The following is an 18,040-nucleotide window of genomic DNA, read 5'->3' on the forward strand; positions in this document are numbered from 1 at the left end:
CATCCGCGCGGCGTGCCTCAGTAGATGGCGATCGCCGGGAAGATGATCAGCACCGCGACGGCGAGCGCCTGCATGCCGATGAAGGGCAGCAGAGAGCGGAAGATGTCGCCCAGCGAGATCTCGGGCGGCGCTACCGATTTGAGGTAGAAGGCGGCCGGTCCAAAGGGTGGGGACAGGAAGCTCATCTGCATATTCATGCAGAACACCACCCCGAACCAGACCGGGTCGTAGCCCATCGAGGTGATGATCGGCACGAAGATCGGCATGGTCAGCAGCGCGATCCCGACCCAGTCGAGGAACATGCCCAGCACGAACAGGAGCGCCATCATGAACAGCAGCACGATGACCGGCTCGTCCGAAATGCCGGTGATCATCGCCGAGACGAATTTGATCCCGCCCATCAGGTTGAACACGCCCACCAGCGCGGTCGCGCCGATGCCGATCCAGACGATCATGCCCACGGTCTGAAGCGTTTGTAGCGCCGCATCGCGCATCAGGCCGAAGGTGAACTCGCCCCGGATCATGGTCGACAGCGTCACGCCCAGCACGCCGACCGCCGAAGCCTCGGTCACGCTGGCGATGCCGCCATAGATCGAGCCGAGCACGCCGATGACGACGAGGATCGGCAGGAACAGACCCTTCAGCAACCGCAGCTTCTCGGCCGTGGTGGCGCGCGGCCCCTCGACCACCGGCGCCATGGCCGGGTTGAGATAGGCGCGGATCAGCACATAGGCCACGTAGAAGCCCGCCAGCATCAGCCCCGGCACGAAGGCCGCGGTGAACAGGTCGCCGATCGAGACGTTGGCGGTCAGGCCATAGATGATCAGCACGATCGAGGGCGGCACCATGGTGCCCAGCGCGCCGCCTGCGCAGACCACGCCGATGGCGAGGTTGCGGTCATAGCCGAGCCGCAGCATCTGCGGCAGCGCGATCAGGCCCAGAAGCACCACCTCGCCGCCGATGATCCCCGACATCGCGGCGAGGATGACGGCCACCAGGATGGTCTGGATCGCGATGCCGCCCCTGAGCCGCCCGCCGACGAGCCGCATTGCGTCGAACAGGTCGCGCGCAATGCCGGAGCGGTCGAGGATCGCCGCCATCAGCACGAACATCGGTACCGAGACGAAGACGAAGCTGGAAACGAAAGAATAGACCCGGCTGGTGATCAGCGGCACGGCCATCGGGCCGAACCAGCCCAGCGCGAAGACCAGCGCCACCAGCAGCGTGACGAAGGCCAGCGGGATGCCGGTGACAAGAAGCACCAGCAGCATCGCGAACATCAGCGCGGTCGCGCCCTCGATCCCGAGCCCTTGGATCGATCCGAAGAAATCCATCAGCGGCGCCCCCGCGCGTAGTTCACGGCCAGGATCGCGAACTGGACCGTCATGATGCCCAGCACGAGCATGAGGAAAATCTTGATCGCGCCGGGATAGACCGGGTCCCAGGCGCTGCCCGAGCGTTCGAGCCTGAAATCACCGGTCGGGGTGAAGGCGGCGCGGCTGACCATGATCCAGGCGGCCCAGGTGAACATCGCCGCCGAAAGGCCGCAGATGATCGAGATCGCCACGTCGAAGGCGCGGCGCATGCGCGGCCCGAGGATGTCGTAGATCAGCACCACCCGGATGTGCCGGTCGCGGGCCGTGCAGTAGAGACCGCCGAAGATGAAGGCGAGCCCAGAGAGGAACACGGTGGTCTCGTGCGCCCAGATCGTCGGCCGGTTGAAGAAGTAGCGCAGCACCACTTCCTGGATCAGGATCAGCATGGCGATGATGATGCCGATCGCAAAGACGATGCCGGCGCGGTCGATGGCGCGACCGAGCCAGCCCGCTTCGGCGATCGGCGCGCCCTCGTCGCGGGGCGGCGCGATGTCGGTGTGATCTTCGGTCACTTGCCCTTGTCCCTCGTCATGGTTGAAGCGAAGACGCCCGGACCTGCGGCCCGGGCGTCGCCATCCCTCGTGCCGCGCCTGTTACTCGGCGATCAGGCCATTTTCGCGCAGGTAGCTGGTCAGCGTCTCGTAGACCCGGCCCGCATTCTCGGAACGCTCGGCCACCTTCTCCCACTCGCCCATGGCGATCTGGCGGAACTTGGCGCGCTCCTCGTCGGACCAGTCATGCACGGTGATCTCACCGCCCGCCTTGGCCTCTTCGACCGCGGCCTCGTCGGCGGCCTTGAGCGCCGCGACCTGGTCCTGAGCGAACTGCTTGACCGACTCTTCCATGACCTGCTTGAGGTCGTCGGGCAGCGCGTTCCACTTCTCGAGGTTCATCGACACCTCGACCAGCGGCATCGAGTGGAAGCCCGGATAGACCGGGTGCGGGGCGACGTCGTGCATGCCCTGCGCCTGGTTGGTCGAGAACACGGTGTAGTCGGCCGCGTCGATCACGCCCTTGTCGAGCGAGGTGAAGACCTCAGAGCCGGGCAGGTTCACCGGCGCCGCGCCGGCGGCCGCGAAGACCTGCTGCACCAGCCCCTCGGGCGCGCGCAGCTTCAGCCCCTTGAGGTCGTCGACGCCCTCGAGCGGCACCTTCGATACGAAGGCCTCGAGGCCTGGGGTGGTCGCACCGATGAAGTGCAGGCCGTAGGGCTCGACCAGCTCGTTCATCAGCTCGGCGCCGCCGGCCTCCATGAAGTCGAACATCTGCTGCGGATCGCTCCAGGCGCCGACGGGGTTGGCGATCAGGCCGAAGGCCGGGTCCTTGCCGGAGAAGTACGAGGTGTCGGTGATGTGGCCGTCGAGAATGCCGGCCGCGATCGCATCCTGCGTCTCGTTATGGGCGACGATCGATTCGACGGGGAGCATCTCCACCTCGATGCGGCCATCGGACATCTCCGAGACGCTCTCGGCCCACTCCTTCTGGAGCGCGAAGTTCGGGTTGCCCGCCGGGTCCGAGGACTGGAAGCGGAAGCTGTAATCCTGCGCCACGGCCGCGCCCGAAAGCGTCAGCGCGGCGGCGAGGGTGATGGTGAAAGTTCTGGTCATGAAGTCCTCCTCGGTGTGTTGCCTGCCTGACCGGATTGCTCGGGCCCTCCCTGCAGGCGGGATGAAAGTTCGCGCAGCGCCGCGTCGACCACCTCTTCGGGTGGCGGCGCGACGGAAACGGCGATCGCGCCCTCCTCGGGCACGGGCGGCTCGAGCGCCTCGAACTGGCTGTCGAGCAGCGAGACGGGCATGTAGTGCCCCTTGCGCCGCGCCATGCGCTCGCGCAGCAGCGTGTAGTCGCCGTCGAGATAGATGATGGGAAAATCGCCCAGATGATCGCGCAGCCGCGTCCGATAGGCGCGCTTGAGCGCGGAGCAGGCGAAGACGGCAAAAGGCTCGGTCCGCTCGACCACCTCGGCCACTCGGTCGAGCCAGCCCCAGCGCATCGCGTCGGTCAGCGGCTCGCCGCGCGACATGGCAGCGACGTTCTCCCCGGGATGCAGGTCGTCGGCATCGACATAGACGCCGCCCAGACGGTCGGCGAGGCCGCGCGCCACGGTGCTCTTGCCCGCGCCGCTCACCCCCATCACCAGGATCGGTTCGCGCCTGACCGTCATGCCGCCTCCCTTGTCGCAGCCGCTCCCCGCGGCTACGATGACAGCGCTATCATTAGATGACAGCGCTGTCATCCGTCAAGAGGGAGCGTGGCATGGCAAAGCGGGTGACATTGGCCGAGGTGGCGGCACAGGCGGGGGTGTCGCCGATAACGGTCAGCCGTGCGCTGCGGCGGCCCGACACGGTGCAGCCGGAAACCCGCGCCCGGATCGACGCCGCCGTCACGGCGCTGGGCTACGTCCCTGATCCGGCGGCGCGGGCACTGGCGACCGGCCGCTCCGACGTGATCGGCGTGCTGATTCCGTCGGCCACCAACGCGGTGTTCACCGACGTGCTGTCGGGGATCTACGACCGGCTGGCCGAGAGCCGTTTCGACGTCCAGTACGGCATCACCCGCTACGATCCGGGCACGGAGGAAAGCCTGCTTGGGGTGTTCCTGCGGCAGCGCCCGGCCGGGTTGATCGTCGCGGGCATCGACCAGACGGCAGCGGCGCGGCGTCTGCTGGACCGGGCCGGTTGCCCGGTGGTGCAGGTCATGGAGATCGGCGCAGACCCGGTCGACATGATGGTCGGCTTCTCGCATCACGACGCGGCGGCGGCGGCGACACGGCACCTGATCGCGCAGGGCTACCGCCGGCCCGGCTTTCTCGGCGCCCGGATGGACCCGCGCACCCGTCGCCGCTTCGCCGGCTTCCGCGCCGAGGCCGAGGCGGCAGGGATCTTCGATGCCGACCGCTGCGAGACCACCGAGACGCCGTCCAATGTCGGCATGGGTGCGGCGCTCCTGCGCGGGTTGCTGGAACGGCGCCCCGATACCGACGCGGTGTTCTGCAACAATGACGACCTCGCGCTGGGTGCCCTGTTCGAGGCGATGCGGCTGGGGCGCGCGGTGCCGGGCGATCTGGGCATCTGCGGCTTCAACGATCTGGAAATGATGCGCGCGGCCGAGCCGCCGATCACCTCGGTGCGCACCAACCGCTTCGAAATGGGAGCCAGGGCCGCCGAGATGATCCGCGCCCGGCTCGAAGGCAAGGATCCGGGCCCCGCTCTCGTGGATCTGGGCAGCGAGGTGCAGGCCCGGCGCAGCACCGAAGGCCCAAGCTAGCGGTCAGTCGAAGCCGAACAAAACGCTGCCAAGGCTGAGCGAGCGGTCGAACCGCCCCTCGCGCAGGAACGCCAGCACCTGCGCCATCACCAGCGGGTTGTTCATCATGAAGGTATGGCTGACCGGCAGGACGATGTGATCCGTCGCCCCTTCGAGCCGGGTCGAGGCGACCGAGACCTTGCCGTCATCGGGACCCTCGATCAGCGCCGAGAAGACCGGGTTGAGAGAGGCGTCGCCGGCGATGATCCCGACCTCGTAGGAGGGCAGCGGCTCGAGCCGGTTGGGCAAGCTCTGCGGATCGGTGCCGAGCTGCAGCCCGGCCGGACCGTTGATCCACTCGAAGGGCTCGAAGCCGCCGAAGACGTCGACAAGCTCGGACCCCTTGTTGGGCGGCGCGAGCATCACCACCCGGCCCATCCGCGCGGGGCGGTGATCGGTGAGCCAGAGCCGCGCGAGGATGCCGCCCATCGAATGGGTGACGAAATGCACCCGGCGGTCGCCGCAGGCCGCCACGTCCTCGGGCACCGCATCGACCAGCTCCTCGATCCGCGCCTCGGTCGAGGGATAGCCGCGGTTGACCACCGCGTAGCCATTGGCTTCGAGCACCTCGGCCATAGGCGCGAGGCTCAGATCAGTGCGCGCCAGCCCGTGCAGGAAGACCACGCAATCTGCGCTCGGCTCGGGCGCGGCGCGGGCGCAGCCCGACAGCAGCAGCAGGCACAGGGTCACGAGGGCAAGGGGGCGGGTCATGTGATTTACATAGCGGCGCGTCGACGCCCGCACAGCCCCGCTTGCACCCGCCTCACGGCGGCGTCATGTTGCCCGTCATGACCACGCCCCGCCCCGTCCGTCTTGCCGTCCGCGCGATCCTGATGCGTGGCGACCGGCTGCTTCTGGTCAATGCCTACAAGGGTCGCGAGGATCTGTGGTGCGCGCCCGGCGGCGGGGTCGATCCGCATGTCTCGCTGCCCGACAACCTCGCCCGCGAGCTGCGCGAGGAATGCGGGCTGGAGATCGCGGTGGGCGCGCCCTGCCTGGTCAACGAGTTTCACCATGAGCGGCGCGGCTTCCATCAGGTCGACCTCTATTTCCGCTGCGAGATCGTCTCGGGCGACCCGGATGGCGACTGGGTCGACCCGGAGGGGATCGTCAGCCATCGCCGCTGGGTCACGCGACACGAGATGGCCATGCTCAGGGTCAAGCCCGACAGCCTCGCCGCGGTGGCCTGGGGCGACGCAGACGCGCCAAGCTACGACCCGCTCGAGCCGATCATCCTCTAGAGCGCGAAGAACAGCACCGTCATCACCAGCCCGACGCCGGTGATGCCGATGCGCAGGTGATCCATGCGGATGAGCTTGGCGCCGCGCGCGCCCAGATAGCCGCCGATCGTCGTGGCCACCGCCATGATCAGCGCCGCGCGCCAGTCGATCAGCCCCGCGGCGGCATAGGCCACCGCCGAAACCAGCGAGAGCACCGCCGAAAGCAGCACCTTGAGGCCGTTCATGCCGTGCAGGTTCACGAAGCCGATCATCCCCAGCATCGCCAGCAGCAGGATGCCCAGACCACCATTGAAATAGCCGCCATAGGTCGACACCGCGAGCACCGCGGCCCCCGACAGGACCGGACCCGCCGGGCCGATCCCCCGCGCCCGCACGAAATTCAGGATGCGCGGCCCGGCGGCGAAGAGCAGCGTGGCGACCAGCAGCAGCCACGGCACCAGCCCGTCGAACACCGCGCCCGGCGTCACCAGCAGCAGGCCCGCCCCGAGCAGGCCACCCAAGGCGCCAAGCCCGATGATCGCCCGCAGTCCCAGCGCGCCTTCGGCACCGACATCCGCGCGGTAGCCCCAGGCCGAGCTGGCATAGCCCGGCAGCGCGCCGATGGTGGCAGTGGCGTTGGCCATGATCGGCGGCAGGCCGAGCCAGACCAGCGCCGGAAAGGTCAGGAAGGTGCCGCCCCCCGCGATGGCGTTGAGCGCCCCGGCAAGGATGCCCGCGACGGTGAGAGTGACGAAGAACAGCATGCGGCCTCCCGGCGGCCCGACCGGGGCCGTCCGATCCATGCCGTGCGCATGGACCCGCCGCAAGAGGGTTTGCGCAAACGGAAAAAGGGGGCCTTGCGGCCCCCTTCCCCGTTGGATCGGTGGTGATCCGGCAGATTACATCATGCCGCCCATGCCACCCATGCCGCCCATGCCGCCCATGTCGGCGCCGGCCGGCTCGTCCTTCTTCGGCTTGTCGGCGATCATCGCCTCGGTGGTGATCAGCAGGCCGGCGACCGAAGCCGCGTCCTCGAGAGCCGTGCGGGTCACCTTGGCCGGATCGATCACGCCGAACTTGAACATGTCGCCATATTCTTCGGTCTGCGCGTTGAAGCCGAAGGCCAGGTCGGTCGACTCGCGGACCTTGCCGGCAACCACGGCGCCGTCGACGCCGGCGTTCTCGGCGATCTGACGCAGCGGCGCTTCCAGCGCGCGGCGGATGATGGCGATACCGGCGTTCTGGTCGGAGTTCTCGCCGGTCAGACCTTCGAGCGACTTGCCAGCCTGGACCAGAGCGACGCCGCCACCGACGATCACGCCTTCCTGCACCGCGGCGCGGGTCGCGTTGAGCGCGTCATCGACGCGGTCCTTGCGCTCCTTCACCTCGACCTCGGTCATGCCGCCGACGCGGATGACGGCGACGCCACCGGCGAGCTTGGCCACACGCTCCTGCAGCTTCTCGCGGTCATAATCCGAGGTGGTCTCCTCGATCTGCTGACGGATCTGGGCGACGCGCGCCTCGATCTCGGCCTTCTCGCCGTTGCCGTCGACGATCGTGGTGTCGTCCTTGGTGATGCGGATCTTCTTGGCGGTGCCGAGCATGTCCATGGTGACATTCTCGAGCTTCATGCCGAGATCTTCCGAGATCACCTGGCCGCCGGTCAGGATCGCGATGTCCTGCAGCATGGCCTTGCGACGGTCACCGAAGCCCGGCGCCTTGACGGCGGCGATCTTCAGGCCGCCACGCAGCTTGTTGACGACGAGCGTGGCCAGGGCTTCGCCCTCGACGTCCTCGGCGATGATCAGCAGCGGCTTCTGCGACTGGATCACCTGCTCCAGGAGCGGGACCATCGGCTGCAGCGAGGAGAGCTTCTTCTCGTGCAGCAGGATCATGCAGTCTTCGAGCTCGGCGACCATCTTGTCGGGGTTGGTCACGAAGTAGGGCGACAGGTAGCCGCGGTCGAACTGCATGCCCTCGACGACTTCGGTCTCGGTCTCGAGGCCCTTGTTCTCCTCGACGGTGATGACACCCTCGTTGCCGACCTTCTGCATCGCGTCGGCGATCTGGCGGCCGATGGCGGCTTCGCCGTTGGCCGAGATGGTGCCGACCTGGGCAACTTCGTCGCTGTCGTTGACGGGACGCGCGGCGGCCTTGATCGCCTCGACGACCTTGGCAGTGGCGAGATCGATGCCGCGCTTGAGGTCCATCGGGTTCATGCCGGCGGCGACCGACTTCAGGCCTTCCTTGATGATGGCCTGGGCCAGCACGGTGGCGGTGGTGGTGCCGTCACCCGCCTCGTCGTTGGTGCGGGAAGCGACTTCCTTCACCATCTGCGCGCCCATGTTCTCGAACTTGTCCTCGAGCTCGATCTCCTTGGCGACGGTGACGCCGTCCTTGGTGATGCGCGGCGCGCCGAAGGATTTGTCGATGACGACGTTGCGGCCCTTGGGGCCGAGGGTCACCTTCACCGCGTTGGCGAGGGTGTTGACGCCCTTGAGCATGCGGTTGCGGGCATCGGTGTCGAACTTGACGTCCTTGGAAGCCATGTCAGTGCTCCTTGATCTTGAATGGGGTGATTGAAGTCAGCGATCTCAGGCGATGATGCCGAGAATGTCGCTTTCCTTCATGATCAGCAGCTCTTCGCCGTTGACGGTGACTTCGGTGCCCGACCACTTGCCGAACAGGACGCGATCGCCTTCCTTGACGGCCATGGCGATCAGCTCGCCGCTGTCCTTGCGGGCGCCTTCGCCACAGGCGATCACTTCGCCCTCGGCCGGCTTTTCCTTGGCGTTGTCGGGGATGATCAGACCGCCCTTGGTCTTTTCTTCACCTTCGACGCGGCGCACCAGGACCCGGTCGTGAAGCGGTTTGAATGCCATCTCTGCAGCTCCTCAGCAGTATGTATGTTCTCATGCCCCGGCGGGGCATTAGCACTCTCCCTCGGTGAGTGCCAACGACGAGACAGGTAAGGAGCGCTCACGCCCCTGTCAAGCATCGCGCGGCGCGGAAATGTCACATCTCGCGCGCCCGCGTAAGTAAGTCGAAAAAGGGGGTTCTCAGCGCATCCTGTTCGTGCATGATGGCGCGCAGGACAACCCCGGATTGGGAGAGCGGCTTATGACTCGAGGTTATTTCTCACACGGCTGAATGCCGCGCCGCCGCCTGTCGCGGAAGGCCGGTTTGCCCCCGCCTCCGCCTGTTGATCTTGCCAGTTTCAGGGCCCAGTCCATGACCCCCCGTATCGTCGTGGCCGATCATCCGGTCGCCGCCGGCCGTCGCCTTGCGCGACCCGCCTCGCAACGCCTCCGATTCCGCCGCACCGCCCTCGGGCGGTCGCAGCGGCATCATGGCGTCAGCGGCGCTCCGATCGCCCACCCCCCGCGCGCCTCACCCCTCTAGGGGCGAGCCCGCACCCGTGCCGGTCTTCCCGACCCGACGACGCGCAGCCCGCGTCGCCGGCCGGGAAAGTCATGGCCGTTTCAGCCGCCGGGCAAGGCCTCTCCATGCCCGGAAACTCAACCCAAGGATGAATAAGGAACACATCATGCATCCGCCTTTCTACATCGTCGACCACCGCGCCCAGCCCGACAGCCCCGCCCCCCTGGGAGGAACGCCCCCGCATGCGCCGGGGCGCGCCCGAGCGGCTCGATCTGAACCCGCCGCATGTCGGCACCGGCCTGGCCATGCTGCGCGCCGCCAGGGACGACCCCCCGGCCGCGCCCCGCGCCACGGGGGCGGGCGGCTTCTGGCCGCGCATCCGGGCGCTGGTCACCAAACGCCCGCGCGCGGAGCCGGCGCGGTGAGACGGGGGGCGGCGCGGGGGACCGCGCCGCCCCTTGCCGGCCCCTCCGGGCGGGTGACAAGGCGCGCGGCCCTGCCTATAAGGCGCGCGACAGTTTCATCGACCTCCCGAAGGATAATCCCATGACCACGCTCGTCTTCGGCCACAAGGCGCCCGACACCGATTCCACCGGCTCGCCGCTGATCTGGGCCTGGTATCTGAACCGCCAGGGCCAGGAGGCCGAAGCGCGGCTGCTGGGCCAGCCCAACACCGAGGCCGCCTTCGTGGCAGAGCGCTGGGGCTTCGAGCTGCCGCAGGTGATCGACGACGTCGAGCCGGGCCAGAAGGTCGTCATCGTCGACACCAACAACCCCGCCGAGCTGCCGGCCTCGATCAACCAAGCCGACATCCAGGCGATCATCGACCACCACAAGCTGTTCGGCGGCATCGAGACCAAGGGCCCGATCGACATCACTATCAAGCCGCTGGCCTGCACCGCGACCATCATGCACGACCTGATGGGCCATGTGGCCACCGAGATGCCCGAGGGCATCAAGGGCCTGATGCTGTCCTGCATCCTGTCGGACACGCTCGAGTTCCGTTCGCCGACCACCACCCCCGCCGATAAGGCGCTGGCCGAGCGGCTGGCCGCGGATCTCGGCATCGATGTCTCCGACTATGCCGGCGAGATGTTCGCCGCCAAGTCCGACGTCTCGGCTTTCTCCGAAGCGGAGCTGCTGCGCATGGACAGCAAGGAGACCACCGTCGACGGCAAGAAGCTGCGCGTGAGCGTGCTCGAGACCACCTCCCCCGACCAGGTGCTGTCGCGCAAGGACGCGCTTCTCGAGGCGATGCCCAAGGTCGCGGCCGAGGATGGCGCCGACGAGGTGCTGCTCTTCGTGGTCGACATCCTGAAGGAGCAGGCGACGCTGCTGGTGCAGAACGACACCGTCAAGGCGATCGCCGAGAAGAGCTTCGACGCCACCGTCTCGGGCGACAGCGTCGTGCTGCCCGGCGTGATGAGCCGCAAGAAGCAGATCATCCCCGTGTTGAAGGCCTGATCCGGATGACGCGGATCATCGAGCGTTTCGCCGACATCTCGGGCAGCTACAACGCCGCCTTCGTCGATCTGTGGGGCTGCATGCATAACGGCGTGCGGGCCTATGAAGAGGCGGTGGCCGCGATGCGCGGCTTCCGGGCGGCGGGCGGCAAGGTGATCCTCGTCACCAACTCGCCGCGGCCGCGCGCCTCCGTGGAGGCGCAGGTCGAGGGGCTGGGCGTGCCGCGCGACTGCTATGACAGCGTGGCCAGCTCAGGCGATTCGGCCCGCGCCGCGATGTATCAGGGCGCGGTTGGCGAGAAAGTCTGGTTCATCGGCGACGAGCGTGACGAGGCCTTCTTCGAGCCGCTGCGGATCATCAAGGATCCGGTCGAGGTGGCGCGCGTCGATCTCGACGCGGCCGAGGGCATCGTCTGCTGCGGCCCCGAGGACGAGCATGCCGACCCGGAGGTCTACCGCCCCGCCTTCGAGACGGCGGTGGCGCGCGGCCTGAAGCTGCTCTGCGCCAACCCCGACATCATCGTCGATCGCGGCGAGGAGCGGGTCTGGTGCGCCGGGGCGCTGGCCCGGCTCTACTCCGAGATGGGCGGCGAAAGCCTCTATTTCGGCAAGCCGCACCCGCCCATCTACGACCTCGCGCGCCGCAGGCTGCACGAGATCGCGCCGGGCATCGCCGACGAGCGGATCATCTGCATCGGCGACGGGCCGCATACCGACGTGTCGGGTGCGGCTGGCGAGGATCTCGACTGCCTGTTCATCACCGGCGGCCTCGCCGCCGCCGAGACCGCGACCCGGTCGGGCGGCCAGCCCGACGCCGAGAAGCTCGCCGCCTATCTGCGCGACGAGGGGCAGGCCCCGACCTTCTCCATCGGTTTCCTGCGCTAGACCTATCGGGCGCGCGCCTGCTTGCGCGCGCCCCGCCCCGCCGCTACGCAAGGCGCCATGCGCAGCTTCAGCGATTTCACCGACATTCCCCCCGCCGACCGCGGCGCCGTCGCCTCCATCGGCAATTTCGACGGCGTGCATCTCGGCCATCGCGCGGTTATCGACCTCGCCCGCGCCGAGGCCGCGCGACTCGGTGCGCCCCTGGGCGTGATGACCTTCGAGCCGCATCCCCGCGAGTATTTCGCGCCCGATGCCCCGCCCTTCCGGCTGATGAACCGGACCGCCCGCGCCCACCGGCTCGAGAAGATCGGTGTCGAGCGGCTGTTCGAGCTTCGCTTCGATGCGGGCCTCGCCGCGCTTTCCCCGGAGGGCTTCGCCCACCAGGTGATCGCCGAGGGCCTCGGCCTGCGCCACGTCGTGATCGGCGCCGATTTCCGCTTCGGCAAGGGCCGCGCCGGCGATGCCGCGATGCTCGAGGCGCTGGGCCGCGCGCATGGCTTCGGCGTCACCGTCTCGCCGCTCGTCGCGCTCGACGCGGGCGAGGTCAGCTCAACCGCGATCCGCCGCGCCCTGTCCGAGGGCCGCCCCCGCGACGCCGCCGCCATGCTCGGTCACCTGCACCGGCTCGAAGGCGAGGTGATCCATGGCGAGAAGCGCGGCCGCGAGCTGGGCTTTCCGACCGCGAACATGACCATCGACGGGCTGCACCTGCCACGCTTCGGCGTCTATGCCGTCAAGGTCGACGTGCTCACCGGCCCGCATGCCGGGACCTATGACGGCGCCGCCTCGATCGGCACCCGTCCGATGTTCGGCGAGAACCACCCGAATTGCGAAACCTTCCTGTTCGACTTCAAGGGCGATCTCTACGGCGCCGAAATCTCGGTGGCGCTGGTCGAATACCTGCGTGGCGAGGAAAGGTTCGACGGGCTCGACGCCCTGATCGCGCAGATGGAGGCCGACTGCGCCCGCGCCCGTGAGGTTCTGGCCGATGCGTGAACGTTTCTGGCAATTGCCTCTCGAGGAGCTCGATCGCGCCGAGTGGGAGGCGCTCTGCGACGGTTGCGGCAAGTGCTGCCTCAACAAGATCGAGGACGAGGACACCGGAGAGGTCGCGTTGACCCGTGTCGCTTGCCGCCTGCTCGACGGCGCGACCTGCCTGTGCACGAAATACGCGACCCGGCACAAATACGTGCCCGAATGCATCGTGCTCACCCCCGACAAGATCGCCGAGACCATGTACTGGCTGCCCGCAACCTGCGCCTACCGGCTGCGCGCCGAGGGGCGCCCGCTCTACGGCTGGCACCATCTGATCTCCGGCGACCGTCAGGCCGTGCACCGCGCGGGCGTGTCCATGGCAGGCCGCACCGTACCCGAAACCCAAGTCGATGACGACGACTGGGAGGACCATATCATCGAGGAGCCCGTCTGATGCAGTTCGCCTCCGATAATGCCGGTCCCGCCCACCCCGCAATCCTCGAGGCGATCGCGCGCGCCAATGACGGCCACCAGCGCGCCTATGGCTCGGAAAGCGCGATGTCGCGGGTGCGCGACCGCATCCGTGACATCTTCGAGGCGCCGCAGGCCGAGGTGCATCTCGTCGCCACCGGCACCGCGGCCAATGCGCTGATTTTGGGGTGCATGGCCCGCCCCTGGGACGCGGTGTTCTGCTCGGAGCACGCCCATGTCGAGCATGACGAGGGCAACGCGCCCGAATTCTATACCGGCGGCGCCAAGCTGACTCTGGTGCCCGCCCCCGACGGGCGGATGACGCCCGCAGCACTGGAGCGCGCGCTGCTGCCCGAGGGGGCGCGCAGCTTTCACAATGCCCAGCTCGGCCCGCTGAGCATCACCCAGGTGACGGAGACCGGCGCGGTCCACGACCTCGCCGAGATCGCCGCGCTGTCGGAGATCATGCATGCGCGCGGCCAGAAGGTGCACATGGATGGCGCCCGCTTCGCCAACGCGATCGCGGCGCTGGGCTGCAGCCCGGCCGAGATGACCTGGAAGGCGGGCATCGACGCGCTGAGCTTCGGCGGTACCAAGAATGGCTGCCTCGGCGTCGAGGCCGCGGTGTTCTTCGACCCCGACCTCGCCCGCGATTTCGAGATCCGGCGCAAGCGCGGCGGCCATCTCTTTTCCAAGCACCGGTTTCTCTCGGCGCAGATGCAGGCCTATCTCGACGACGACCTGTGGCTCGATCTCGCGCGCCGCGCCAATGAGGCCTGCGCCCGCCTCGTCGCCGGGTTGCGCGCGCATGGCGAGGCCGAGATCCTCTACCCGGCCGGGGCCAACCTCGTCTTCGTCACCCTGCCGCGCGCCACGCTGCGCCGCCTGAGCGATGGCGGCGCGGATTTCTACGTCATGGATGGGGATCCGATGACCGGCGATCCGGCCGAGCGGCTCACCGCCCGGCTGGTCTGCGACTGGTCACTGGGCGCCGAGCAGGTCGACCGTTTCCTGGCGCTGCTCGGCTGAGGCCGCTCAGAGCTGCCCCGACAGGTGCAGGTCGAGATCCGACAGCCGGTCCTGCCCCCAGAACCGCTCGTCGGTGTCGGTGATGTAGAAGGGCGAGCCGAAGACGCCGCGCTGCACCGCCTCCTCGAGGTTCTGCGCGTATTCGTCGGCCGCGCCCATCATGTTGCTCTCGGCCAGGCCGGGGTCGAAGCCCGCCTCCTCGAGCGCGGCGCGGATCACCTCCTCGACGGCGATGTCCTTCTCTTCGGCCCAGCAGGCGCGGGTGATCGCGTGCACCAGCCGCCCCATGTCGCCGCCACCCGCCCGCTGGGCGTTGATGATCGCATAGGCGGCGGGCGCGCCGTTGGTGGGCCAGAACGCCGGACGCGGATTGAGCGGCAGGCCCGCCTTCTTGGCCTGGCGGCGCATCTCCTGGCGACGATATTCGAGCCGGCTCGGATGCCGGTCCTTGGGAAGCTGCCCGCCCGAACGCGGGAACAGCGCCATCACGTCCATGGGCTTGTAGACGATCTCGGCCCCGTGCTTGGCGGCGATCTCCTCGAGCCGGGTCCCTGCGATGTAGACATAGGGCGACAATGTCGCGAAAAAGTAGTCGATTTTCGGCATGAAGCCCCTCTTCGCACGCCACCCCCATCGGGCAGGTTTGCGCCATGCTAGGGCTGTGCTAGGCGGTGTCAATCTTTCCGCCGCCCGCTGCGAGGCGGCCCGAGCCTGCCGAGGATGCCCCTTGATGCCCACCTTGAACGAGCCGAAGCTGATTGCCGGCAACGCCAACCAGACCCTGGCCCGCGCGGTCGCCCGTCGCATGTCGATGCACCGGGGCATGAATGTCGGCCTCGTCGACGCCCGGATCGAGCGCTTCAACGACCAGGAGATCTTCGTCGAGGTCTACGAGAACGTCCGCGGCGAGGACATGTTCATCATCCAGCCGACCTCGAACCCGGCCAATGACAACCTGATGGAGCTGCTGATCATGGCCGACGCGCTGCGCCGGTCCTCGGCCGCGCGCATCACCGCCGTGATCCCCTATTTCGGCTATGCCCGCCAGGACCGCCGCGCCAAGGCGCGCACGCCGATCTCGGCCAAGCTGGTCGCCAACCTGATCGCCGAGGCCGGGATCGAGCGGGTGCTGACCATGGATCTGCACGCCGCCCAGATCCAGGGCTTCTTCGACATTCCCGTCGACAACCTCTACGCCGCGCCGATCTTCGCGCTCGACGTCGCGCACCACTTCAAGGACCGCCGCGACGACGTGATGGTGGTGAGCCCCGATGTCGGCGGCGTCGCCCGCGCGCGCGAGCTGGCCAAGCGCATCGGCGCGCCGCTCGCCATCGTCGACAAGCGCCGCGAAAAGGCCGGCGAAGTGGCCGAGATGACCGTGATCGGCGACGTCTCGGGCAAGGCCTGCATCATCGTCGACGACATCTGCGACACCGCCGGCACGCTGTGCAAGGCGGCAGAGACGCTGATGGAGGCCGGCGCCACCGAGGTGCACAGCTACATCACCCACGGCGTGCTCTCCGGCCCCGCCGTCAGCCGCATCGAGAAATCGGTCATGAAATCGCTGGTGATCACCGATTCGATAGAGCCGACCGAGGCGGTGAAGAACGCGCCCAACATCCGCATCGTGCCGACCGCGCCGATGTTCGCGCAGGCGATCCTCAACATCTGGAACGGCACCAGCGTCAGTTCGCTCTTCGAGCACGAGACGCTGACGCCGATCTATGAAGGCATGTACACCGCCGATTGAGGCGGACTGTGGCGGGCCCTCAGCCGAGGAGCCCCGCCAGACCCCGCGCCAGCAGCCCGGTGAGCACATCGGGCTGCAGCGCCCAGGCCACCGCCCGGCCGAACGGGCCCGAGCCATCCAGCCGCGACAGCATCTCGCCCAGCGCCACGGCGTCGAGCCGCGCCATCAGCAGGCTCTTGGCGCCCAGCGCCGACATGATCGGAAGTATCACGAGAATCAGGGCAGCCAGGGCGGCATTGCCCTCGCGCCGCGGCATCACCACGACCAGATCGTCCTCGAGAACGTAGCACTCCGGCTCGCCCGCGGTGCGGCGCTGCTGGCAGTCGATCTTGCGAAGACGGGTTTCAAAGCTCGGCGAGACGCAAGTCATGGTCGGCGATCCTGGCAAGGTGCCCCCACCTCACGGTGTCAAGATTAGACCCGCATCATGGCGAAAATGTGGCAGGCGACCCACTTTCCGGCGAAAACCCGGCAGCCCGCCACATGACCGCCCCACCGCGCCTCAGTCGCGCCGCATGTCGAGGGTGGTCCATTCGCCATGGCTCGTACGGGCGGCGCGCGCAAAGCCCTGCCCCACATAGACCGCCTCGACCGCATCGGCCTGTTCGTTGAGGATGCCCGACAGGATCACCCGCCCGTCTTTCGCCACTTTTCGCGCCATTTCGGGCGCGAGTGCGACGAGGGGTCCCTTGAGGATATTTGCGAAGACGAGGTCGAAGGGTGCCGCCGCCTCGAGCGCGGAATGCTCGAAGCCTGCCGCCTCGAGGCACTCCACCTGCCCCTCCATGCCGTTGGCCGCGAGATTGGCCTCGGCCACCTCGACCGCCACTTCGTCGATGTCCGACGCCATCACCCGCGCCTCGGGCCAGACCCGCGCCGCCGCCATCGCTAGAACGGCGGTTCCGCAGCCGATATCGACGACCCGCGCCGGTGCGGCGCCTTCGCTCGCCAGCGCATCGAGCGCCTTCAGGCAGCCCAGCGTCGTGCCGTGATGCCCGGTGCCGAAGGCCATCGCCGCCTCGATCAGCAGCGGGATGCTGCCCTGCGGCACCTTGTCGGCGTCGTGACTGCCATGCACGAAGAACCGCCCCGCCTCGACCGGGGCGAGATCGCGGCGCACCTTGGCCACCCAATCCTCGTCGGGCACCTCCGAGACGACGAAGCCGCGCGCGCCATGGCTCGCCGCCAGCAGGTCCAGTTCGACCGCGTCGGGCGTCTCCTCGAAATAGGCGGTCACCTCGAACAGCCCCGAGCCATCCTCGATCTCGAACACGCCGGTGCCGTAGGGCGTGGGCTCAAGCTCCTCGAGCGCCTCCGCCAGCCGTTCGCCGCGGCGCTGGTCGTCGAGCTGGGTGATCGCGGTGAAGACGGGCATCGGGGTTCTCCGGAACAAGGGGCCTCGCGCGGCATAGGCGCAGGCGAAGGGGGCGGTCAATCGCCGCCCCCTTCAACATCAACCGATCAGACCCGGGACGATGCCCCGGGCCCGGGCGCGTTCAGGCGCCCACGCCGATCGGGCAGGTCACGCCGGTGCCGCCGATCCCGCAGTAACCGGCGGGATTCTTGTCGAGATACTGCTGGTGGTAATCCTCGGCCATGTAGAAGGCCGGGGCGTCGGTGATCTCGGTTGTGATCGCGCCGTAGCCGGCCTCGGTCAGCCGCAGCGAAAACGCCTCGCGCGAGGCTTCGGCCGCCTCTTTCTGCAACTCGCTGAAGGTATAGATGCCCGACCGGTACTGCGTGCCACGATCGTTGCCCTGCCGCATGCCCTGGGTCGGGTCGTGGTTCTCCCAGAAGACCCGCAGCAGTTCGTCATAGCTGGTCTTCGCGGGGTCATAGATCACGCGCACCACCTCGTTATGGCCGGTGCGGCCGGTGCAGACCTCCTCATAGGTCGGGTTCGGCGTGTAGCCGCCCGCATAGCCCACCATGGTCGAATGCACGCCCGGCAGCTTCCAGAAGATCCGCTCAACCCCCCAGAAGCAGCCCATGCCGAACATCGCGACCTCGAACCCCTCGGGGGCCTCGGGGTCGAGCGCCGTGCCCAGCACGGTATGGGTGGTGGCGGTGGGGATCGGCTCCGGGCGGCCCGGCAGCGCGTTCTCGGGGGTGACCATCTCGGTCTTGGTCGAACTCAGGCCGAACATTGCCTTCTCCTCGTCTGGTGTATTGGCTCGCGATATA

21 protein-coding genes are annotated in these 18,040 nt (G+C 68.1%); 9 read left to right on the forward strand and 12 right to left on the reverse strand.

The features are described 5' to 3' along the window. Positions 1 to 17 precede the first annotated feature (17 nt). The 4 genes from FHS00_RS09790 to FHS00_RS09805 all read right to left on the reverse strand — a co-directional run bounded on the left by FHS00_RS09790 (position 18) and on the right by FHS00_RS09805 (position 3,540). Positions 18 to 1,334, reverse strand: a complete 1,317-nt coding sequence (locus tag FHS00_RS09790; RefSeq protein ID WP_183472407.1) for a TRAP transporter large permease — start codon at positions 1,332 to 1,334, stop codon at positions 18 to 20. After that, positions 1,334 to 1,888, reverse strand: coding sequence for a TRAP transporter small permease subunit (locus FHS00_RS09795; RefSeq protein ID WP_183472410.1), 555 nt, complete (start codon positions 1,886 to 1,888; stop codon positions 1,334 to 1,336). The genes FHS00_RS09790 and FHS00_RS09795 overlap by 1 nt, the downstream gene beginning before the upstream one ends. An 81-nt stretch (positions 1,889 to 1,969) precedes the next feature. Further along, positions 1,970 to 2,983, reverse strand: coding sequence for a TRAP transporter substrate-binding protein (locus tag FHS00_RS09800; RefSeq protein WP_183472413.1), 1,014 nt, complete (start codon positions 2,981 to 2,983; stop codon positions 1,970 to 1,972). Beyond that, on the reverse strand, positions 2,980 to 3,540 hold the full coding sequence (locus tag FHS00_RS09805; protein ID WP_183472416.1) for a gluconokinase: 561 nt from the start codon (positions 3,538 to 3,540) through the stop codon (positions 2,980 to 2,982). The genes FHS00_RS09800 and FHS00_RS09805 overlap by 4 nt, the downstream gene beginning before the upstream one ends. A 92-nt stretch (positions 3,541 to 3,632) precedes the next feature. Here FHS00_RS09805 and gntR point away from each other — a divergent pair, with 92 nt between their 5' ends. Further along, the gene (gene gntR / locus FHS00_RS09810) at positions 3,633 to 4,643 is read left to right on the forward strand and encodes an HTH-type transcriptional regulator GntR (protein WP_183472419.1); all 1,011 of its coding nucleotides are present in this window, start codon (positions 3,633 to 3,635) and stop codon (positions 4,641 to 4,643) included. Positions 4,644 to 4,646: 3 nt separating this feature from the next. On the opposite strand, the gene FHS00_RS09815 is transcribed toward gntR, so the two are convergent. Further along, positions 4,647 to 5,393: an alpha/beta hydrolase gene (locus FHS00_RS09815; RefSeq protein ID WP_183472422.1), complete on the reverse strand. Its 747-nt coding sequence runs from the start codon at positions 5,391 to 5,393 to the stop codon at positions 4,647 to 4,649. Between the two features lie 77 nt (positions 5,394 to 5,470). Here FHS00_RS09815 and FHS00_RS09820 point away from each other — a divergent pair, with 77 nt between their 5' ends. Further along, complete coding sequence (locus FHS00_RS09820; RefSeq protein ID WP_183472425.1) at positions 5,471 to 5,923, forward strand: NUDIX domain-containing protein; 453 nt, start codon at positions 5,471 to 5,473, stop codon at positions 5,921 to 5,923. On the opposite strand, the gene FHS00_RS09825 is transcribed toward FHS00_RS09820, so the two are convergent. From FHS00_RS09825 to groES, 3 genes are all read right to left on the reverse strand, one after another. Then, on the reverse strand, positions 5,920 to 6,666 hold the full coding sequence (locus FHS00_RS09825; protein ID WP_183472428.1) for a sulfite exporter TauE/SafE family protein: 747 nt from the start codon (positions 6,664 to 6,666) through the stop codon (positions 5,920 to 5,922). The genes FHS00_RS09820 and FHS00_RS09825 overlap by 4 nt on opposite strands. A 135-nt stretch (positions 6,667 to 6,801) precedes the next feature. Further along, complete coding sequence (gene groL, locus FHS00_RS09830) at positions 6,802 to 8,451, reverse strand: chaperonin GroEL (RefSeq protein WP_183472431.1); 1,650 nt, start codon at positions 8,449 to 8,451, stop codon at positions 6,802 to 6,804. A gap of 45 nt (positions 8,452 to 8,496) precedes the next feature. Further along, positions 8,497 to 8,784, reverse strand: a complete 288-nt coding sequence (gene groES / locus FHS00_RS09835; protein ID WP_183472434.1) for a co-chaperone GroES — start codon at positions 8,782 to 8,784, stop codon at positions 8,497 to 8,499. 741 nt (positions 8,785 to 9,525) lie between these two features. On the opposite strand from groES, the gene FHS00_RS09840 reads away from it, so the two are divergent. The 6 genes from FHS00_RS09840 (at position 9,526) to FHS00_RS09865 (ending at position 14,106) form a co-directional block, all read left to right on the forward strand. Further along, positions 9,526 to 9,708 carry a hypothetical protein gene (locus tag FHS00_RS09840; RefSeq protein ID WP_183472437.1) on the forward strand — a complete coding sequence of 61 codons (183 nt, stop codon included), beginning with the start codon at positions 9,526 to 9,528 and terminating at the stop codon, positions 9,706 to 9,708. A 121-nt stretch (positions 9,709 to 9,829) separates the two neighbouring features. Further along, positions 9,830 to 10,747, forward strand: a complete 918-nt coding sequence (locus tag FHS00_RS09845) for a manganese-dependent inorganic pyrophosphatase (RefSeq protein ID WP_183472440.1) — start codon at positions 9,830 to 9,832, stop codon at positions 10,745 to 10,747. Positions 10,748 to 10,752: 5 nt separating this feature from the next. Continuing rightward, a complete protein-coding gene (locus FHS00_RS09850; protein WP_183472443.1) occupies positions 10,753 to 11,631 on the forward strand; it encodes a TIGR01459 family HAD-type hydrolase in 879 nt (292 codons plus the stop codon). A 57-nt stretch (positions 11,632 to 11,688) separates the two neighbouring features. Continuing rightward, positions 11,689 to 12,627: a bifunctional riboflavin kinase/FAD synthetase gene (locus FHS00_RS09855; RefSeq protein ID WP_183472446.1), complete on the forward strand. Its 939-nt coding sequence runs from the start codon at positions 11,689 to 11,691 to the stop codon at positions 12,625 to 12,627. Continuing rightward, entirely contained in the window at positions 12,620 to 13,060 is a 441-nt protein-coding gene (locus tag FHS00_RS09860; protein ID WP_183472449.1) for a YcgN family cysteine cluster protein, read from the forward strand. Before FHS00_RS09855 ends, FHS00_RS09860 begins: the two co-directional genes overlap by 8 nt. Then, positions 13,060 to 14,106 (forward strand): threonine aldolase family protein, encoded by a 1,047-nt coding sequence (locus FHS00_RS09865; protein ID WP_183472451.1) that lies wholly within the window; start codon positions 13,060 to 13,062, stop codon positions 14,104 to 14,106. Before FHS00_RS09860 ends, FHS00_RS09865 begins: the two co-directional genes overlap by 1 nt. A gap of 6 nt (positions 14,107 to 14,112) precedes the next feature. On the opposite strand, the gene FHS00_RS09870 is transcribed toward FHS00_RS09865, so the two are convergent. Next, positions 14,113 to 14,712 carry a 2-hydroxychromene-2-carboxylate isomerase gene (locus tag FHS00_RS09870; RefSeq protein WP_183472453.1) on the reverse strand — a complete coding sequence of 200 codons (600 nt, stop codon included), beginning with the start codon at positions 14,710 to 14,712 and terminating at the stop codon, positions 14,113 to 14,115. Positions 14,713 to 14,836: 124 nt separating this feature from the next. Here FHS00_RS09870 and FHS00_RS09875 point away from each other — a divergent pair, with 124 nt between their 5' ends. Then, positions 14,837 to 15,856, forward strand: a complete 1,020-nt coding sequence (locus FHS00_RS09875; RefSeq protein ID WP_183472455.1) for a ribose-phosphate pyrophosphokinase — start codon at positions 14,837 to 14,839, stop codon at positions 15,854 to 15,856. 19 nt (positions 15,857 to 15,875) lie between these two features. Here the strand turns inward: FHS00_RS09875 and FHS00_RS09880 are convergent, their stop codons facing one another. From FHS00_RS09880 to msrA, 3 genes are all read right to left on the reverse strand, one after another. Then, positions 15,876 to 16,226: a hypothetical protein gene (locus FHS00_RS09880; protein ID WP_183472457.1), complete on the reverse strand. Its 351-nt coding sequence runs from the start codon at positions 16,224 to 16,226 to the stop codon at positions 15,876 to 15,878. 132 nt (positions 16,227 to 16,358) lie between these two features. Then, positions 16,359 to 17,231, reverse strand: coding sequence for a 50S ribosomal protein L11 methyltransferase (locus FHS00_RS09885; RefSeq protein ID WP_183472459.1), 873 nt, complete (start codon positions 17,229 to 17,231; stop codon positions 16,359 to 16,361). Positions 17,232 to 17,352: 121 nt separating this feature from the next. Continuing rightward, on the reverse strand, positions 17,353 to 18,003 hold the full coding sequence (gene msrA / locus FHS00_RS09890) for a peptide-methionine (S)-S-oxide reductase MsrA (RefSeq protein ID WP_183472461.1): 651 nt from the start codon (positions 18,001 to 18,003) through the stop codon (positions 17,353 to 17,355). Between the last annotated feature and the right edge of the window lie 37 nt (positions 18,004 to 18,040).

The sequence above is a fragment of the Limimaricola variabilis genome, assembly GCF_014195545.1.
Classification (GTDB): domain Bacteria; phylum Pseudomonadota; class Alphaproteobacteria; order Rhodobacterales; family Rhodobacteraceae; genus Limimaricola; species Limimaricola variabilis.

Coding starts and splice junctions, on each gene's coding strand:
- FHS00_RS09790 (WP_183472407.1), bottom strand. CDS start 1,334: ATGGATTTCTTCGGATCGATCCAAGGGCTCGGGATCGAGGGCGCGACC.
- FHS00_RS09800 (WP_183472413.1), bottom strand. CDS start 2,983: ATGACCAGAACTTTCACCATCACCCTCGCCGCCGCGCTGACGCTTTCG.
- FHS00_RS09805 (WP_183472416.1), bottom strand. CDS start 3,540: ATGACGGTCAGGCGCGAACCGATCCTGGTGATGGGGGTGAGCGGCGCG.
- gntR (WP_183472419.1), top strand. CDS start 3,633: ATGGCAAAGCGGGTGACATTGGCCGAGGTGGCGGCACAGGCGGGGGTG.
- FHS00_RS09815 (WP_183472422.1), bottom strand. CDS start 5,393: ATGACCCGCCCCCTTGCCCTCGTGACCCTGTGCCTGCTGCTGCTGTCG.
- FHS00_RS09820 (WP_183472425.1), top strand. CDS start 5,471: ATGACCACGCCCCGCCCCGTCCGTCTTGCCGTCCGCGCGATCCTGATG.
- FHS00_RS09825 (WP_183472428.1), bottom strand. CDS start 6,666: ATGCTGTTCTTCGTCACTCTCACCGTCGCGGGCATCCTTGCCGGGGCG.
- groL (WP_183472431.1), bottom strand. CDS start 8,451: ATGGCTTCCAAGGACGTCAAGTTCGACACCGATGCCCGCAACCGCATG.
- groES (WP_183472434.1), bottom strand. CDS start 8,784: ATGGCATTCAAACCGCTTCACGACCGGGTCCTGGTGCGCCGCGTCGAA.
- FHS00_RS09840 (WP_183472437.1), top strand. CDS start 9,526: ATGCGCCGGGGCGCGCCCGAGCGGCTCGATCTGAACCCGCCGCATGTC.
- FHS00_RS09845 (WP_183472440.1), top strand. CDS start 9,830: ATGACCACGCTCGTCTTCGGCCACAAGGCGCCCGACACCGATTCCACC.
- FHS00_RS09850 (WP_183472443.1), top strand. CDS start 10,753: ATGACGCGGATCATCGAGCGTTTCGCCGACATCTCGGGCAGCTACAAC.
- FHS00_RS09855 (WP_183472446.1), top strand. CDS start 11,689: ATGCGCAGCTTCAGCGATTTCACCGACATTCCCCCCGCCGACCGCGGC.
- FHS00_RS09860 (WP_183472449.1), top strand. CDS start 12,620: ATGCGTGAACGTTTCTGGCAATTGCCTCTCGAGGAGCTCGATCGCGCC.
- FHS00_RS09865 (WP_183472451.1), top strand. CDS start 13,060: ATGCAGTTCGCCTCCGATAATGCCGGTCCCGCCCACCCCGCAATCCTC.
- FHS00_RS09870 (WP_183472453.1), bottom strand. CDS start 14,712: ATGCCGAAAATCGACTACTTTTTCGCGACATTGTCGCCCTATGTCTAC.
- FHS00_RS09875 (WP_183472455.1), top strand. CDS start 14,837: ATGCCCACCTTGAACGAGCCGAAGCTGATTGCCGGCAACGCCAACCAG.
- FHS00_RS09880 (WP_183472457.1), bottom strand. CDS start 16,226: ATGACTTGCGTCTCGCCGAGCTTTGAAACCCGTCTTCGCAAGATCGAC.
- FHS00_RS09885 (WP_183472459.1), bottom strand. CDS start 17,231: ATGCCCGTCTTCACCGCGATCACCCAGCTCGACGACCAGCGCCGCGGC.
- msrA (WP_183472461.1), bottom strand. CDS start 18,003: ATGTTCGGCCTGAGTTCGACCAAGACCGAGATGGTCACCCCCGAGAAC.